A 16,874-nucleotide genomic window follows, 5' to 3' on the forward strand; every position below is an offset into this window, starting at 1 on the left:
CGTCGCCGAACACCGGCACCGCCGCGACCGGCAGGCCGATCGCGGAGATCGGCTGGGTGAACAGCCCGAGATTGGGCCGCAGCGGCACGGTCTCGCCGCGCAGTTCCAGCGTCCTCTGGCCGACCAGCGGCGCCGGACAGGGCGTGGCCGGCGCGATGATCAGGTCGACATCGCCGAACACCCGCATCATCGCGTCATGAAACCAGCGCCGCGCCCGCTGCGCTTGGACATACCAGGCCGCCGGCAGCATGGCCCCGGCCAGGAAGCGGTCGCGCGTCTCGGGGTCGAAATCATCCGCCCGCTCCCGCAGGCGGTCGAGATGGAAGGTTGCGCTTTCGCTGTTGGTGATGAGGAAGGCGGCCGCGCGAGCAATCGCCGCGCCCTCCAGCGCGACCGTTCCCGTCGCGCCCAACGCCTGCGCCACAAGCGCCACGGCCGCAGCCGCCTCCGGCATGCCGTCGGTCGCGAAATGCCCGCCCGCCACCGCGATCCGCAAACCACGAATGCCCGCCTGCAGAGACGGCAGTGTCGGTTCGACCGGCCGCTGCGCGCAGGCGGGATCATGCGCATCCGGCCCCTGCAGCGCGTCATAGGCGGTCGCCAGATCGGTGACGTCGCGCGCAAAGGGACCGAGATGGTCGAGCGAATCGCAGAAGGGGAAGCTGCGCGTGCGCGACAGCCGGCCATAGCTCGGCTTCAGGCCGAAGACGCCGCAGAGCGAACTCGGCACGCGGATCGAGCCATTGGTATCGGAGCCGAGCGAAAGCGGGCTGAACCCCGCCGCCGTCGCCGCCCCCGAACCGGAGGAGGAGCCGCCGGCCATGCGGGCCGGGTCGTGCGGGTTGCGGCAGGGCCCGTCATGAGCGTTCTCGCCGGTGAAGTCATAAGCGTATTCGCCCATGTTCAGCCCGCCGAGCAGCACCGCGCCAGCCGCCGTCAGCCGCTCGACCAGCACCGCGTCGCGCGCGGCCGGCGTCCGCGCGCGGTTGATCTTCGAGCCCGCCCGCGTCGGCAGGCCTTCGATGTCGAACAGGTTCTTGGCCGCGAAGGGCACGCCCGCCAGCGGCCCGAGCGGCGCGCCGGTGGCGCGGGCGGCATCGACCGCGCGCGCCTGCGCCAGCGCCCGTCCGGCGGTGACGTCGGTGAAGGCGTTGACGACCGGATCGAGCGCCGCGATGCGGGCCAGGAAGGCCTCCGTGACGGCCACGGCCGTCACCTGCCCCTCCCGGACCTGCGCCGCGATGCGGTGGGCCGGCGCGAAGACATCAACGCTCACGCGGTCGCCTCCGGCGGACCCGGCCGGAACACCGGGGCCAGTTCGAGCGAGGCCTCGTCGATCGGTGCAGAGCGGACGACCTCGGCCATGCCATGGGCGATGGCCAGGAACTGCAGCACGACCGGCCGCTGCGCATCCGTGATGGTCAGCCCCAGCACCGGCGCGATCGCATCGCAATGGCGCGCGGCGTCGAAGCCTGCTTTCGGCTCGGCACCGCTCATTCCGCCGGCTCCAGCGTCGCGCGCGGCTCGGTCGTCATTGTCTTGGCTCCGCTTTCCGCCGCCAGGTTCTTGCCGCAATACCAGAGGAACCCCGCCACCATCGCATAGGCGAGGCTGATCGAGGGTGTCACGCCCAACCCCCTCCCGATGCCGATCGCTTCGCCATGCATCAGGCCGAAATAGGTCAGCACGGCGCCGGCAGCCGCGAAGGCCGCGGCCTGCAGGAACTGCCTCTCGATGACGAAGACGGCGATGGCACCGAGCACGAGCCCCGACAGGATCGCCCCGCCGCCCATCAGTTCGAGCCCGTGATAGAGCACGCCCATATTGGCCATCTTGTCGATGCCGACGGCCGCCGCATTCGTGCCCGCTGCGCCGAGCGCGCCGTCGATCTGCACCTTGGCCCAGGCCGCCAGATGCGGCGTCACCGCCAGCACGATGGCGGGGGCATGGCTCCTCGGCGTGGTCTGGAAGGCCTGCGCGCCGATCAGCATGCCGATATAGAGCAGGATCGGCGAGATCGCGACGATCGGGATCAGCGCCAGCAGCAGCGCGACGATGCCGAACCAGCACAGCACGATCACGATCAGCCCGGTCGCCGCCGAGTAGCCGATGCGCCCGCCCATCGCCTTCCAGCCGGGATGACCGATATAGACGGCGTTGATGAAGGGATTGCCCATCAGGCAGCCGATTAGCGAGACGACGCCGTCGGCCGTCAGCACCTGCGTCGTGGGGTAGTGGTCGCCCGCCGCCTCCGCGCTCTCGACATTGTCCATCGCCTCGACGAGATCGTAGATGCCGAAGGGGATGGCCGTGACCAGAATGATGCCGAGATAGGTGAAGCCCGAGAAGACATGGTCGAAGGCCGGCACCGGCAGCGAGAAGCCGAAATTCGAGAAGGCCGCGCCGAGCTTGGCCAGCGAGAGTCCGCCGACATCGAGCCCGACCAGCGCGGATCCCCAGGCGATGACGAGGCCGAAGGCGATGGCCACGAGCCCGGCGGGGATGCCGCGCGGATAGCGAATGCCGCCGAACCAGCTCACCAGGATGATGGCCAGGCACACCAGCCCGATCGCCGGTGTCAGGAAGATCTCCAGTGCTGGCCGCATCGAGATGAAGGCGATCGAGACGCCCGCCAGCGTGCCGAGCAGCGCCGCGCGCGGCGTGATCTTGCGGATATAGGGCGCGATGAAGCCGCCGATCATCAGGATGAAGCTCTGGAAGAACACCCAGACGAGGCCCGCCTCCCAGCCTTTGACCGGATCGCCGGTCATCGTCGCGATCGGCAGCATGATCACGAAGGTGACGACGAACATGTGCGGCACGCTGATGCCGGACGGCAGCGCGCAGACATCGTCGCGGCCGGTCTCCCTGGCGAGCTTCCAGGCCAGCCAGGCGTAGTAGCCGGTCGAGAGCGCCATCATCAGCCCGAGCGCCGGCAGGATGCGCCCGTAGATCAGCTGCGTCGGCATCTTCAGCACGAATTGCAGGAGCCCGGTCAGCACCAGCAGGTTGACCAGGATGTTGGTGCCGAAGCCGAACAGGGCGTTCCAGTCGCCCGGTGCCCAGAGCTTCGGTGAGGTCGTCGTCGCGCTCGCCGTCGTCGTCGCCATGTCCCCCTCCTGTCCCGGCTTCCCAGCCCCGATCAGGCCGCCTGCTCCCGCCCGGAGAGCGCGGCCAGCACCTCCGTCGTCGTGGAAACCCAGCCGAAGATCCCGCCCTGGGCAGCGATCATCGCCAAGCCGACTTCGTGAAACTCGGGGAAGTAGGAAGCGCAGGCATCGCCCAGCACGAGGCAGCGATAGCCGCGGTCATTCGCCTCGCGCACCGTGGTGTGGACGCAGACCTCGGTGGTGACGCCCGTCACCATCAGCGTCTCGATGCCGCGATTGCGCAGCATCAGCTCGAGATCGGTCTGGTAGAAGGCGCCCTTGCCCGGCTTGTCGATCACCGGCTCGCCGGGTAGCGGCGCGAGCACGGGAATAATCTCGTGCCCGGCCTCGCCGCGGATCAGGATGCGCCCCATCGGCCCGCAGGCACCGATGCGCTTGTCGGCCGGGCCGCGCAGGACCTTGGCCGGCGGCGCGTCGGCGAGGTCGGGCCGGTGCCCCTCGCGAGTGTGGATGACGAGCAGCCCCGCCGCTCGCGCCATCGCCAGGATCGCCCGGCACGGCTCGACCGCCGCCAACAGCCGCGAGACGTCGTTACCAAGAGCGGCCCCGAAGCCGCCAGGCTCGAGGAAGTCGCGCTGCATGTCGATGATGATCAGCGCGGTGCGCGCCATGTCGACGCCGAGCGGGAAGGGCCGGGCAGGAATTTCGATGCGGCTCACGGTGCGGCGCTCCCCGGATCGCGGATCAGCGGAACGGGCTTTGCAAGGCCCGTGCCTGACAGCGAGTCAGTGCCGGAAGCGGAATCAGATCATGAGAAGCGCAGCCGAACCCATTGCCGGAACGGGGAAATTCCGACGATCCCAAATCTGAGCCGAGACGGCCTCCGCCCGCCGCAATCGAGAAAGCGGCGGACGAGCGCGCTCGTTGCATAATCCTTGCATGCAATTCCTTGTGTTTTGCCTAATCGATAGGCGCCACGAAAGAGAACCCTGTGACGACCCTGACCAGCCTGCTCGCCGCCCATCTCGATGGCAGCGCCACCATCCCGCAGACGATCGCCGCCTGCTATGCCCGCCACCGCACCCATGGCGACGCCGCGATTTTCATCGCGCTGCGGCCCGAGGCGGAGGTGCTGGCGGAGGCTGAAGCCCTGCAGGCGGAAGGGCCGCGCGGCCGCGCGCTCTGGGGCGTGCCCGTCGCGGTCAAGGACAACCTCGACGTCGCCGGCCTGCCCACCACCGCGGCCTGCCCCGCCTTCGCCTTCACGCCCGCACGGGACTCAACTGTCGTCGCGCGGCTGCGGGCAGAAGGCGCCATCGTCATCGGCAAGACCAATCTCGACCAGTTCGCCACCGGGCTGAACGGCACTCGTTCCCCCTATGGCGTGCCGCGCAATGCCCTGCGCGCCGATCTCGTCCCCGGCGGCTCCAGCTCCGGCTCCGCCAGCGCGGTCGCGGCCGGCATCGTTCCGGTGGCGCTGGGCACCGACACGGCCGGCTCGGGCCGCGTTCCGGCGGGACTGCAGAACCTCGTCGGCCTCAAGCCCAGCCTCGGCCTCGTCTCGACGGCGGGCGTCGTACCGGCCTGCCGCACGCTGGACTGTGTCTCGGTTTTCGCGCTGACCGTCGAGGATGCCTGGGCGGTGCTGTCGGTGGCGGCCGGCCCCGACGCGGGTGATCCCTGGTCACGCGCCCTGCCGCTCGGCCGGCCAGGCGCGGTGCCACCAAAGCTCAGGATCGCGGTGCCCCGCCCGGAGGATCTCGACGTCGCGGGCGATGCCGCGGCGGCCGCGAGCTTCGCCGCAGCGGTCGAGCGCGCCAAGGCCCTCGGCGCCGAGATCGTCCCGCTCGACATGGCGCCGTTCTACGAGACCGCGCGCCTGCTCTATGAAGGACCCTGGGTCGCCGAGCGCTACCTGACGATCCGCGACCTCCTGGCGAAGGACCCAGAGGCGGTCCTGCCCGTGATCCGCCAGGTCGTCGCGCGGCGGCCTTTGCCCGACGCGGCCGAGACCTTCGCCGCGCGCTACCGCGTCGCCGAACTCGCGCTCGCGGCCAAGGCGGCGATGAAGGGGATCGACGCGCTGATGGTGCCGACGGCGCCGCGCCCCGTCACCTTGGCCGAGATGGCCGCTGACCCCGTCGGCGCCAATTCGCTGCTCGGGCGCTACACTAATTTCGTCAACCTGCTCGATCTCTGCGCGCTGGCCATTCCCGCCAGCCTGGCGGCCGACGGCACGGCGGCGGGCGTGACCCTGATCGCCCCGGCAGGCCACGATGCCGTGCTCGCGAGCATCGGACAGGCGCTCCATGCCGCCGCCGGGCTGCCGCTGGGCGCGACCGGCCTGCCTCATCCCGCCGTGACACCAGCGCCGGTTCGGCCTGCACCCGACGCCATCGAGATCGCCGTCGTCGGCGCTCATCTTTCCGGCATGCCGCTGAACCGCGAACTGACCGACCGGGGCGGCACTTTCCTGCGCGCCACCACCACCACCGCCGATTACCGCCTCTTCGCCCTGCCGGGCGGCCCGCCGGCGCGGCCGGGGCTGATCCGTGTCGGGACCGGCGGCGCCGCGATCGCGATCGAGGTCTGGTCCCTGCCGCCGGAGGGCTTCGGCCGCTTCGTCTCCGGCATCTCCTCCCCGCTCGGCATCGGCACGCTGGCGCTCGCCGACGGTACGAGCGTCAAGGGCTTCCTCTGCGAGACCATCGCCACGGACGGCGCGCGCGACGTGACGGAGTTCGGCGGCTGGCGCGCCTTCGTGGCCGCGCAGGCGAAGGTGGGGTGACGCAGGGACGGGACTTCGCCGAACAGCGCGCACGTGATAAGGTCACTTGTAGTCACCATGCGAGGTCGCGATGAAGGAAGTCCAGTTGCGGGAAGCGAAGGCTTCCCTCTCCGCTCTCGTCGACCGCGCCGTCGCCGGCGAGCCCGCGCTCATCACCCGGCACGGCCGCAAGGAGGCGGTCGTGCTGTCTTTCGCCGAGTACCAGCGGCTCGCCAACGTACCGAGCTTTGAGGAGCTGCTGGCCGCCTTTCCGGGCGAGCCTGGCGATGTTCCCGATCGGGATCGTTCTCCGCCACGCGAACTCGAGTTCTAATGTACCTGCTCGACACCGACATGCTTTCGGCATCGGCTCCGACCAAGGCCCGGCAGCACGACACCTGGCTGGAATGGCAGGCTCGGGCCAAGGGACGGCTTTTTCTGTCCGCGATCACGATCGCTGAGGTCGAGGGCGGCACCTGCGCATGCTTGCGTCGTGGCGCGACCGCCAAAGCACTCCGACTGCGGCAGTGGATCGATACGATTGCGCATCTCTACGACGGACGCATCCTGCCGTTCGATCTCAATGTCGCCCGCGCCGCGGGGCCGCTGCTCGACCGGGCGCGCGCTCACGGGACGGGTTTCGCCGACATTGCCATCGCCGCGACAGCAGCGGCATACGGTCTGGTCGTCTTGACCGGCAACGAGAGGCACTTTCGCCCACTCGAGATCGCCTGCATCAACCCCTTCCGGGAGCTTCCGCCGCTGTGAACCGGCCTGCGCTCACCGCGTCTCCGCATAGCTGCGGAACACGTCCCTGACGATGCCGATATGGGCGCGCATCGCCTCCTGCGCGCCCGGCTGGTCGCCGCGCAGGATCGCCTGCACGATCAGGTCGTGCTCCTGATAGGAGCCGCCGAGCCGGCCGGTCGCGCGAAACTGGGCGCGACGGAAGGGCGCGACGCGCAGGCGCGTCATCAGGGTCAGTTCGGCGAGATAGCTGTTATGCGAGCCGGCATAGATCGCGGCGTGAAAGGCCTCGTTCTTCTCGTGATAGCTCGCCGGGTCGCCCTTATGAACGAGCAGCCGCAAGGCCTCGTGCAGGGCTTCGAGCGCCCGCCGCTCGGGCACGGTCATGTTGCGGGCGGCGAGCCCGGCGCAGAGCGCCTCCAGCTCCGCCATCGCCTCGAACATGTCGTTCAGCTGACTCGGCGTCGGCAGCGCCACCACCGCGCCGCGATGCGGCCTGACGCTGACCAGCCCCGAAGCCGAGAGCTGGCGGATCGCCTCGCGCACCGGCGTGCGCGACACGCCGAACCGGGTCGCGATCTCCTGCTCGTCCAGTGGCGTCCCGGGCTCGAGTTGGCCCGAAACGATCGCATCGGAGAGCTGCAGCCGCAGCGCCTCGGTGCGCGTCACCGGCACTGTCGCAGGCCTTGGGGTTCGGATGGGAGCGGAACCTGGCTGCATGACCCTGTCGCGTCGGGAGAAGGAGGGAAGCTGCGGTCGCCCGCGCCGCTCACTCGACGATGGCACTGACATGGGCGGCGACGACGCGCCAGCCCTCGGGAAACTTGACCCAGGTCTGGCTCTGGCGGCCGATCTTGCCCGCCATGCTCTCGCGCCGGAACAGCGTATTGGCCGTGGCGAAGGCGTCGCCATAAGTGGTGATGACGGTGCGCTCGATGGTGCGCGTCAGCCCGGCGGACGGTCGCGCCGCCCGGAACGCCGCGATTTCGCCGAAGCCGTAGAGATTTTCGCCGATGCCATAGCGGATCGTCTCCGGTGCATCCTTGAAGCAGGCATCCAGCACCGCGACGTCGTTCTCGTTCAGCGCCTTCTCGTAGACCATGAAGGCGGCCTCGACTTCGGCGACGACGGCGGGATCGTTGAGGGTCATGGTGAGGTCTCCAGTCATTGTCGCGTCGTCTTCCTCAGCCCTCATCCTGAGGAGCGACGCAGGCGCGTCTCGAAGGATGCTCCAGAAGGCGCAAGCTGGAGCATCCTTCGAGACGCCGCTTTGCGGCTCCTCAGGATGAGGGCTGTGAAGACCATTCAAACCGGCGGATGGGGAATCGCCGTCAGCAGTTCCTTGGTATAGTCCGCCTTCGGGTCGCCGAGCACCTCTTCGGACGTGCCCTGCTCGACGATCGCGCCCGTCTTCATCACGATTACCCGGTCGCAGAGCAGGCGCACGACATTGAGATCATGCGAGACGAAGAGGTAGCTCATGCCGAGCCGCTCCTTCAGCTCCTGCAGCAGGTTGAGCACGACCGCCTGGACCGAGACGTCGAGCGCCGCCGTCGGCTCGTCGAGGATGACGAGGTCGGGCTCGAGCGCGATCGCCCGCGCAATGCCGACGCGCGCCTTCTGCCCGCCCGAAAGCTGGTGCGGAAAACGGTCGATCAGCTCGACCGGCAGCCCGACCAGCCGCGCCAGATCCTCGCAGCGCGCCCGCAGGGCGTCCCGCCCCGAAATCCCGCCCATCCGCAGGATCGGATCGGCGATGGCGCGCTCGGCCGTGAAGCGCGGATTGAGGCGGTCGGTCGGGTCCTGGAACACCATCTGGATGCGCCGGCGATGCGCGGAGGCCGCAAACTGCTTGGCAGGGATCGCGCCGATATCCGTGCCGTCGAACAGGATCGAACCGCTGGTCTTGTCGATCAGCCGCGTGATCATCATCGAGGTCGTCGACTTGCCGCAGCCGGACTCGCCAACGAGCCCGAGCGTCTCGCCCTTGGCCACGCTGAAGCTGATGCCGTCGACGGCGCGGAACGGGGCCTTCGGCTCCTCCGTCTTGCCCATGAGTTTCGAGAGGAAAGAACCGCTCGCAGGCCGCGGATACTCCTTCACCAGATTCTCGACCCGCATCAGCGGGGCGGCATCGGGCGCCGGCGCGGGCTTGGGGGCAGCCAGCTGTGCGGCCGGTCCCTTTTGCGCATCGGGCAGCAGGTCGCGCAGGCTCATGCCGATGCGCGGCGTCGCCTGCATCAGCTTGCGAGTGTAGGGGTGCTGCGGATTGCGGAAGATCTCGCCGGCCCGCGCCGTCTCGACGACGTTGCCCTTCTCCATCACGACGACCTTGTCGCAATAGGCCGCCGCCAGGCCGAGATCATGGGTGATCAGGATCGTCGACATGCCGCGCTCGCGCGTCAGCTCGACGATCAGGTCCATCACCGCCTTCTGGGTCGTGACGTCGAGACCCGTCGTCGGCTCATCGGCGATCAGGAGCTGCGGCTGGCAGGCGAGCGCCAGCGCGATCACGACGCGCTGGCACATGCCGCCGGACAATTCGAACGGATAGGCGTCGTAGCGCTCTTCGGGCCGCGCGATCCTGACCTTGGCCAGCGCCTCGATCGCCTTATCCCGCGCCGTCGCCCGCGTCGCCTGGACATGCTCGAGCAGCACGTCCTCGATCTGCTTGCCGACCTTGCGGATCGGGTTCAGCGCGGCGCGCGGGTTCTGGAAGATCATCGAGATTTCGCGCCCGCGGATATCGCGCATCTGCGCTTCGCTGGCAGCCACGAGGTCCACGCCGGAAAACGAGATCGAGCCTTCCGCGACCTTGCCGGCACGGTCGAGAATCCGCACCACGGCATAGGAGGTCACCGACTTGCCGGAGCCGGATTCACCGACGATGGCAACCGTCTCGCCCTTGGCGACACTGACATCGATCGCCTTGACCGCCTGCACCGTGCCTCGCCGCGTGGCGAATTCGACGGTGAGGTTCTTGATGTCGAGGAGCGGGGGCGTGGTCATGGCAAGGTGCTCCCGTCATTCCGGGGCGACGCAAAGCGTCGAGCCCGGAACCCATATCCGCTGTCGGCGCAGGATGAGATACAAGCGTCACAGATATGCTGGAACCCCCTGTGGCTATGGGTTCCGGGCTCTCGCTCCGCGAGCCCCGGAATGACGCAGAGGTTCACGAGCGCGCCCATCAATTCCTCCGCTGCGGATCGACGAGGTCGCGCACGCCGTCGCCGAGCAGGTTGAAGCAGAACACCGCGGTCATCAGGGCGAGCCCCGGGAAGAAGGCGATCCACCACTCGCCGGAGACGATGAAGCTCGCCCCCTCGGCGACCATGATGCCCCATTCCGGCGTCGGCGGGCGCACGCCGAGCCCAATGAAGGAAAGCCCCGCCGCGTTCAGGATGGCGTAGCCCATGGTCAGCGACATCTGCACCGCCATGATCGGCATGATGTTGGGCACGATCTGCGTCAGCAGCAGCCGCCAGTCGGAATTGCCCGAAAGCCGCGCCGCCTGGACGAAGCCGGCCTCGCGCCGGACATTCGCCTCGGCGCGGGCGACGCGGGCATAGAGCGGGAAATTGATGATCGCGGTGGCGATGACGATGTTGGTAACGCTGTTGCCGAGCGCAGCCACGATGCCCATCGCCAGCACGAAGAGCGGGAAGGCCATGATCGTATCGGCCAGGCGCCCGACGACCTTGTCGACCCAGCCGCCATAAAAGCCGGCCATGACGCCGGCCAGACCGCCCATCGCGAAGACGAGCGCGACCGAGCAGACCGCGATGGCGAAGTCGAGCCGCGTCGCCACGATCACTCGGCTGAAGATGTCGCGCCCGAGCTGGTCGGTGCCGAACCAGTGCCGTGCGCTGGGCGCCTGCAAAGCGGAGTTGGTGTTGCTGGCCAGCGGATCAAAGGGGACCAGCGAAGGTCCGAAGATCGCCGCCAGCAGGATCAGCGCGAAGAGCCCGAAGGCGAGCCCCGTCACGGGGTTCTCGGAGACGATATGGCGGGCATGCGCCAGCAGGCTGGTCGAGGGCGGCGCCTCGAAGCGCAGCGCGGGCGCGGCCGTGGGATCAACCTTGGTCATGTCGTTCATGCCCTCACCCCTCCAGTCGGACGCGGGGATCGATGACGCCGTAGAGCACGTCGATCATCAGGTTCAGCGCGACATAGAGGATCGCCATCGTCAGCACGAAGCCCTGGATCGGCGCATAATCGGAGGCGATCAGCGCCTCGACCGCATAGGAGCCGACGCCCGGCCAGGCGAAGACCTTCTCGACCAGCACATTGGCGCCGAGCAGGAAGGAGAACACCATGCCCAGTGTGGTCACGACGGGCAGCATCGCGTTGCGGAAGGCATAGGTGCCGATGACCTTGCGGCTGGAGAGCCCACTGGCACGCGCGGTCCGGACGAAATCGGCGCCGAGCACGGCGAGCATCGAGGCTCGCGTCATCCGTGTGATCGGTGCCAGCGAGAAGATCGCCAGCGTGATCGCCGGCAGCGCGATCTGGGCGAGCGCGGCGCGGAAGGTCGCGCCATCCCGCGCCAGCAGCGTGTCCACCAGATAGAGCCCGGTGACGCGGGCCGGCTCCGAGGCGAAGACATCGAGCCGCCCCAGCGGGGCCGGCGCCCAGCCGAGGATGAAGTAGAACACATAGACGAGCAGCAGCCCGGTGAAGAACACCGGCAGCGAAACGCCGGCCGTCGCCACGATGCGACAGAGATGGTCGATCCAGGAGCCCTGCCGGACAGCGGCGAGCACACCGAGCGGCAGCGCGACGGACATGGCGAGAAGCAGCCCCGCCAGCGTCAGCTCGGCCGAGGCCGGCAGGCGGGCCGCGAGATCGGCCGTCACCGGCTGGCCGGTCGTTAGCGACATGCCAAGATCGCCCTTCACCAGGGCGGTGACATAGGAGACGAACTGCACCGGGAGGGGCTGGTCGAGCCCGAGCTTGCTGCGGATCTCGATGATCGCCTCCGGCGAGGCGGCCGGGCCGGCGAAATAGGCCGCCGTATCGCCGGGCAGCACCCGCGTCAGCAGGAAGGTGACGATGATGACGCCGATCACCGAAGGGATCGTCGTCATCAGGCGCTGGCCGATCAGGCGAAGCATGGCGCGCGCTCCGTCATTCCGGGGCTTCGCGCAGCGAAGAGCCCGGAACCCATGAACACGAGGGTCACTGATCGAAGCGGCGGCATGGCGGCGCCTTCCCGGAGAAGAGGGTGGTCATGGGTTCCGGGCTCGGCCCTGCGGGCCGCCCCGGAATGACGGCCGTTGCACCCTCACACGCCCTTGGTCAGGTAGCGGAAGTCCGGCTCGCGGCAGGGCTGGAACTGGTAGCCGCCGATCGACTTCTGCAGCGCGACGTCATGCGTCGGCTGGTTGATCGGCACCATCGGCACCTCGGCATTGATCAGCTTGATGAAGTCGATGACGTTGGCGTCGTAGGAGGCCTTGTCGGGCGCGAAGCGGGCGGCGTCGACGAGCTTGTCCAGCGCCGGGTTCTGGTAGGCGGCGATGTTGAAGATCGAATTGTTGCCGTGCATCGTCCAGAACAGGTAGTAATCCGGATAGTCGAGCCAGCCGGCGAAGCGGTTGAGCACCATCGGATTGGTCTTCTTGGCGATCTCGGTGCGGAAATTGGCGCCCGGAACCTTATTGATCTCGACCGTGATCCCGATCTGCGAGAGCGATTCCTTGATCAGAACCGCCATCGGCTCGGCCACCGTCGCGTTGCCGGCGTCGAAATACAGCGTCGTCGAGAACGGGCCGCCAGCGGCGTCGACCAGCGCCTTCGCCTTGGCGACGTCGGTCGTGTAGGGGAAGGGCTGCGGCCAGGCGACCTTCGGGGTCGTGCCGCCGGCCATCGAGACGCCGCGGCCAAACAGCGCCGCCTGCATGATTTTCTCGTAAGGCATCACCCAGGCGACGGCCTGGCGCAGGCGCACATCCTTGAACGGGCCGACCTGCGTGTTGAGGTAGCAGCCCCAGACCCCGTTGGGGATCGGCACGCCGACGACGTTGATCTTGCCGGCGTCAGCCAGGTCCTTGAAGTCCTTCGGCGGCAGCCCGTAGGACACGTCGGCATCGCCGCGCTCGATCAGCGCCCGGCGGGTCGAGGGCGAGGCGATGTCGCGGGCGATGATCCGGCGCAGCTGCGGCAGCTTTCCGCAGGCCCAGGCGTCGTTGCGGACATAGATCGTCTCGACGCCTGGCTTCCAGCTCTCGACCTTGAACGCGCCGGAGCCGGCGATGTTGTTCTTCAGATACTCCTTCGCCCATGCGTCGCCGCCGCTATTGGCGATGGCGAGTTCGGAGTCGAACACGAAGGGAATGGTGACCGCCAGATTGGGCAGGGTCATCTTGTCCTTGCGGACGAAATCGATGCGGAAGGTCTTGTCGTCGACCGCGACGAACTGCTCGGGCTTCTCCAGCGAGCCGGCATTCATCTGCGTCGTCGCGAAGCCGCCGATCGAGACAGCGCGGTCCATCGACCACTTCACGTCCTTGGCGGTAACCGGCCGGCCGGAATGGAACTTGGCGTCGCGCAGCTTGAAGGTGGCGCTCATGCCGTCGGAGGCGACCTGGTAGCTCTCGGCAAGTTCGCCCTCGAGTTCGCCCATCGCGATGGTGTTGCCGCCCCCGCCTGGGATCGGAACCGGCTTGAAGCGCAGCAGGCGATCATAGCAGTTCAGCGACACGCCGTTCACCGGCTGCGACGAGCCGATGCCCTGCATGTCCAGGCTGTTGGGCCCGTATTCCTGTACCAGCAGCAGCGTCTCGTTGCGGCTCGGCGCCTGGGCCTGGGCCGCCCCCTTGGCGACGAAGGGAGCAGCGAGGCCTGCGGCCAGGGCGGTACGGCGCGTGATCATCGAGGTCTGTCCTTGGTTGGCAGGCGGGTAAAGGAACGGCTCAGCCCGCTTCGCTAGCAGGGAGTGTGCCAAGTCGGACGGCCTGTGATTCCAAGGACTTCTGGGCAGATCGACAATGACGACCCGGCTACTGGCGCATCATTGTATGCACGGCAGCTAAAATTGATGATCAATTAGGCAATTTGTCGAGAGCCTCCCCGCCGGGCTTAACTATTCGTTCAGTGTCGGCTGGCTCGGCTGCTCCAGCCTCGCCACCCCTTGCGCTGCGGCGAATCCAACTGTGGAGTTGTCTCGCCGGCGGCACCGGGCAGGAGAGAAGCGGATGCGCGCGCGTCAGATCGAGGTCTTTCGGATGGTGATGCGCTGCGGCACGCTCACCAGCGCGGCCGAGGCCCTGAACGTTTCGCAGCCGGCGCTGAGCCAGATTCTGCTCCACACCGAGGACGAGCTCGGCTTCAAGCTGTTCCAGCGCGTCAAGGGCCGGCTGATCCCGACGCCGGAGGCGGAGGATCTCTACCCCGAGGTCGAGCGCCTGTTCGGCGACCTCGAGGCCCTGCGCCGCCGCGCCCGCGACCTGCGTCACGGCAAGGCCGGCATCGTGCGGCTCGCCGCCTCGGCGCCCCCCTCGCTGTCGGTCGTGCCCGAGGCGCTGCGCCATTTCCGCAGCGCCCACCCCGCCCTGCGGGTGCTGTCCTATGTCGTGCCGGCCGAGATCATCATGCGCATGCTGGACGACGGCCAAGCCGGGCTCGGCATCGCCATGACCGACGAGCCGATAGCCGGCATCGACACCGAGATCATCGGGCGGACGCAAATCGTCTGCGTGCTGCCTACGGGCCATGAGCTGGCGCAGAAGGCCTCGATCGCCGCCGCCGACCTGCAGGACGAGACGCTGATCTCCTACCGCGCCACCTCCCTGCAGGGACGATTGCTGCGCGACGCCTTCGCCCGGGAGGGGCTGGCCTTCCAGCCGGAGATGGAAATCGACGTTTCCATCATCGGGCTCGCCTTCGTCCAGCAGGGGCTCGGGGTCGCGGTGGTGGATGGTCTCCTGCCCTGGCACAGTTTTCCCGGCCTCGTGACCCGGCCCTTCCTGCCTGAGGTCTCCCTGCCTCTGTGCCTGCTCACCAGCGCGCGCCGCCCCCTCTCGCGCAGCCACGATCTCCTGCGCGCCCATCTGCGCACCGCCTGCCGCGATCTCGGCCTGCTGCCGGCGCCGGATCCGGACCATAAGCCAGCCTTATAAAGCTGGATGGGCTTGGTCTTTGACGGCGAGGCGCGCGGGACCCGAGATGGCGACGCACTTCAGGGACAGGCGGATCATGAGCTGGCGTATCGGCGTCGACATCGGCGGCACCTTCATCGACTTCTGCGCCCTCGAGACCGGCACCGACCGCGTCGAAACCATCAAGGTGCTGACGACGCCGGACGCGCCCGGCAAGGAACTGCTCGACGGGCTGGCCCTGCTGCGCGAGCGCCACGGTATTGCGCCGAGTGAGGTCGTCTCCTTCGTCCACGGCACCACGGTCGGCATCAACACCATCATCCAGCGCAAGGGCAGCCGGCTCGCGCTGATCACGACGGCTGGTTTCGAGGATGTCATCGAGCTCGCCCGGCTGCGCATGCCCGAGATGTACTCGCTGTTCTGCGCCAGGCCCGAGCAGTTGATCCCGCGGGACCGCATCCGCGGCGTCCGGCAGCGTCAGCTCGCCAGCGGCGAGATCGCCGAACCGCTCGACACCGACGGTCTTGCCGCAGCCGTGGCCGCCATCCGCGCCAAGGGTATCGACGGCGTCATCGTCTCCTTCCTCCATGCCTATCGCAATGGTGCCCATGAGGCGCAGGCCAAGGCGCTGATCGCGAAGCTCGCGCCGGAGCTCTTCGTCTTCACCACCAGCGAGGTCTGGCCGGTCATCCGCGAATATGAGCGCACGACCACCGCGATCCTGAATGGCTATGTCCATCCCCGTGTCGCCGGCTACCTGACCGCGCTGGAGGAGGCCCTCGCCTCGCGTGGCGTGCCGGCAACCCCCATGCTGACCAAGTCGAACGGCGGCATCATGAATGCGCCGACCGGCAAGCGCGCCTGCGTCAACATGCTACTGTCCGGCACGGCGTCCGGCGTCATCGGCGCGGCCTGGCTGGCGGAGCAGGCGGGCGTCGGCAACGTGCTGACGCTGGACATCGGCGGCACCAGCGCCGACCTCGCGCTCATCATCGACGGCCAGCCGCAATTCGGCACCGGCGAGGTCGTCGGCGACTTCCCGCTCTTCCTTCCCAGCGTCTCCGTGACCTCGATCGGCAGCGGCGGCGGCTCGATCGCCTGGGCGGATGATTTCGGCGTGCTCAAGGTCGGCCCCGAAAGCGCCGGCTCGACGCCGGGCCCAGCCTGCTATGGCCGCGGCGGCACCCGCGCCACGGTCACCGACGCGATGGCGGCGAGCGGCTTCCTCGGCCACACCCCCCTCGCCTATGACCAGATCGGCATGGACCGTGCCCGAGCCGACGCGGTGATCGGCGATCTCGCCGGGCGCCTCGGCCAGACGCCCCAGGCCACTGCCGAGGCGATCATCGCGGTTGCGGTCTCCGAAATGTTCGTCGAGGTCAACAAGCTCGTCGCGCGCTACGGCGTCGATCTGCGCGACTTCACCCTGATGCCCTTCGGCGGAGCCGGCCCGATGCTCGGCTGCTTCCTGGCGCGCGAACTCGGCATCCCCCGCGTCCTGGTGCCGCATCGGCCCGGCGTCGTCAGCGCGCTCGGCGGGCTGATCGCCGATGTGAAGGGCGACTTCATCCAGACCGTCTTCGCTGCGGCCGTGCCGGATGCGCTTCCGCTGCTGCGCGAAGCGCTGGCGCGGTTGAAGGCGGACGGGCTGGCCTGGATCCGGCAGGACCAGGGCTACGACGGCACCGTGGTCGAAGCCTTGAGCGCCGACATGCGCTATCACGGCCAGTCCTTCGAGATCGAGGTGTCGCTCGAGGAGGCCTGGCTGCACGACGGCGACCTTGCCGCCATGACCGCCGCCTTCCACAGCCAGCATCTCGCCATCTACGATTTCAACGACCTCGGCGCCGAAGTGCAGATCGTCAATCTGCGCCTCGTCGTCAGCGGCGCGACGCCGCGTCCCCGGCCCGCACCGGCGGCCGACCAGCCGGCAGCGATGGCGGCGCCTGCGCGCCGGATCGAGGTCTGGCTCGACGGCGCCAGCCGCGAGGTCGATCTCCACCACCGCGATGCCCTGCGCAACGGTCACCGCTTCTCGGGCCCGGCCGTCGTCGCCCAACAGGACACGACGATCTGCATCCCCGAAGGCTTCGATGCGCAGGTCGATGCCCGCCTCAATCTCCACCTCATCCTGCGCAGCGAGGCCTGATC

15 protein-coding genes are annotated in these 16,874 nt (G+C 68.5%); 5 read left to right on the forward strand and 10 right to left on the reverse strand.

From position 1 onward, the window contains the following. The 4 genes from Q8M82_RS15965 to Q8M82_RS15980 all read right to left on the reverse strand — a co-directional run. The coding region (locus Q8M82_RS15965; RefSeq protein WP_305692314.1) for an AtzE family amidohydrolase at window positions 1–1,276 on the reverse strand (1,276 nt) is incomplete at its 3' end. Then, window positions 1,273–1,497 (reverse strand): DUF4089 domain-containing protein, encoded by a 225-nt coding sequence (locus tag Q8M82_RS15970; RefSeq protein ID WP_305692315.1) that lies wholly within the window; start codon window positions 1,495–1,497, stop codon window positions 1,273–1,275. The genes Q8M82_RS15965 and Q8M82_RS15970, both read right to left, overlap by 4 nt. After that, window positions 1,494–3,110, reverse strand: coding sequence for a regulator (locus tag Q8M82_RS15975; protein ID WP_305692316.1), 1,617 nt, complete (start codon window positions 3,108–3,110; stop codon window positions 1,494–1,496). The genes Q8M82_RS15970 and Q8M82_RS15975 overlap by 4 nt, the downstream gene beginning before the upstream one ends. Window positions 3,111–3,142: 32 nt before the next feature. After that, window positions 3,143–3,781, reverse strand: a complete 639-nt coding sequence (locus tag Q8M82_RS15980) for a cysteine hydrolase family protein (protein ID WP_305692350.1) — start codon at window positions 3,779–3,781, stop codon at window positions 3,143–3,145. A 320-nt stretch (window positions 3,782–4,101) separates the two neighbouring features. Between Q8M82_RS15980 and atzF the strand changes: the two genes are divergently transcribed. The 3 genes from atzF (at window position 4,102) to Q8M82_RS15995 (ending at window position 6,645) form a co-directional block, all read left to right on the forward strand. Further along, a complete protein-coding gene (atzF, locus tag Q8M82_RS15985) occupies window positions 4,102–5,898 on the forward strand; it encodes an allophanate hydrolase (protein ID WP_305692317.1) in 1,797 nt (598 codons plus the stop codon). Window positions 5,899–5,968: 70 nt separating this feature from the next. Next, window positions 5,969–6,211 carry a type II toxin-antitoxin system Phd/YefM family antitoxin gene (locus Q8M82_RS15990; protein ID WP_305692318.1) on the forward strand — a complete coding sequence of 81 codons (243 nt, stop codon included), beginning with the start codon at window positions 5,969–5,971 and terminating at the stop codon, window positions 6,209–6,211. Continuing rightward, window positions 6,211–6,645, forward strand: a complete 435-nt coding sequence (locus tag Q8M82_RS15995; protein ID WP_305692319.1) for a PIN domain-containing protein — start codon at window positions 6,211–6,213, stop codon at window positions 6,643–6,645. The genes Q8M82_RS15990 and Q8M82_RS15995 overlap by 1 nt, the downstream gene beginning before the upstream one ends. Window positions 6,646–6,657: 12 nt before the next feature. Here the strand turns inward: Q8M82_RS15995 and Q8M82_RS16000 are convergent, their stop codons facing one another. The 6 genes from Q8M82_RS16000 to Q8M82_RS16025 form a co-directional block, all read right to left on the reverse strand. Continuing rightward, complete coding sequence (locus tag Q8M82_RS16000; protein WP_305692320.1) at window positions 6,658–7,344, reverse strand: GntR family transcriptional regulator; 687 nt, start codon at window positions 7,342–7,344, stop codon at window positions 6,658–6,660. Between the two features lie 49 nt (window positions 7,345–7,393). Beyond that, window positions 7,394–7,774: an oxalurate catabolism protein HpxZ gene (gene hpxZ / locus Q8M82_RS16005; protein WP_305692321.1), complete on the reverse strand. Its 381-nt coding sequence runs from the start codon at window positions 7,772–7,774 to the stop codon at window positions 7,394–7,396. Between the two features lie 155 nt (window positions 7,775–7,929). After that, entirely contained in the window at window positions 7,930–9,633 is a 1,704-nt protein-coding gene (locus tag Q8M82_RS16010; protein WP_305692322.1) for a dipeptide ABC transporter ATP-binding protein, read from the reverse strand. Between the two features lie 178 nt (window positions 9,634–9,811). Next, window positions 9,812–10,711 (reverse strand): ABC transporter permease, encoded by a 900-nt coding sequence (locus tag Q8M82_RS16015; protein ID WP_305692351.1) that lies wholly within the window; start codon window positions 10,709–10,711, stop codon window positions 9,812–9,814. Between the two features lie 13 nt (window positions 10,712–10,724). Beyond that, window positions 10,725–11,738, reverse strand: a complete 1,014-nt coding sequence (locus Q8M82_RS16020) for an ABC transporter permease (RefSeq protein WP_305692323.1) — start codon at window positions 11,736–11,738, stop codon at window positions 10,725–10,727. Window positions 11,739–11,908: 170 nt separating this feature from the next. Next, complete coding sequence (locus tag Q8M82_RS16025) at window positions 11,909–13,498, reverse strand: ABC transporter substrate-binding protein (protein ID WP_305692324.1); 1,590 nt, start codon at window positions 13,496–13,498, stop codon at window positions 11,909–11,911. Between the two features lie 322 nt (window positions 13,499–13,820). Between Q8M82_RS16025 and Q8M82_RS16030 the strand changes: the two genes are divergently transcribed. Together Q8M82_RS16030 and Q8M82_RS16035 are read left to right on the forward strand one after the other, a co-directional pair. Further along, a complete protein-coding gene (locus Q8M82_RS16030; RefSeq protein WP_305692325.1) occupies window positions 13,821–14,744 on the forward strand; it encodes a LysR family transcriptional regulator in 924 nt (307 codons plus the stop codon). Window positions 14,745–14,820: 76 nt separating this feature from the next. Then, window positions 14,821–16,872 (forward strand): hydantoinase/oxoprolinase family protein, encoded by a 2,052-nt coding sequence (locus Q8M82_RS16035; protein WP_305692326.1) that lies wholly within the window; start codon window positions 14,821–14,823, stop codon window positions 16,870–16,872. Window positions 16,873–16,874: the final 2 nt, after the last annotated feature.

It is taken from the genome of Allobosea sp. (assembly GCF_030694325.1).
GTDB lineage: Bacteria > Pseudomonadota > Alphaproteobacteria > Rhizobiales > Beijerinckiaceae > Allobosea.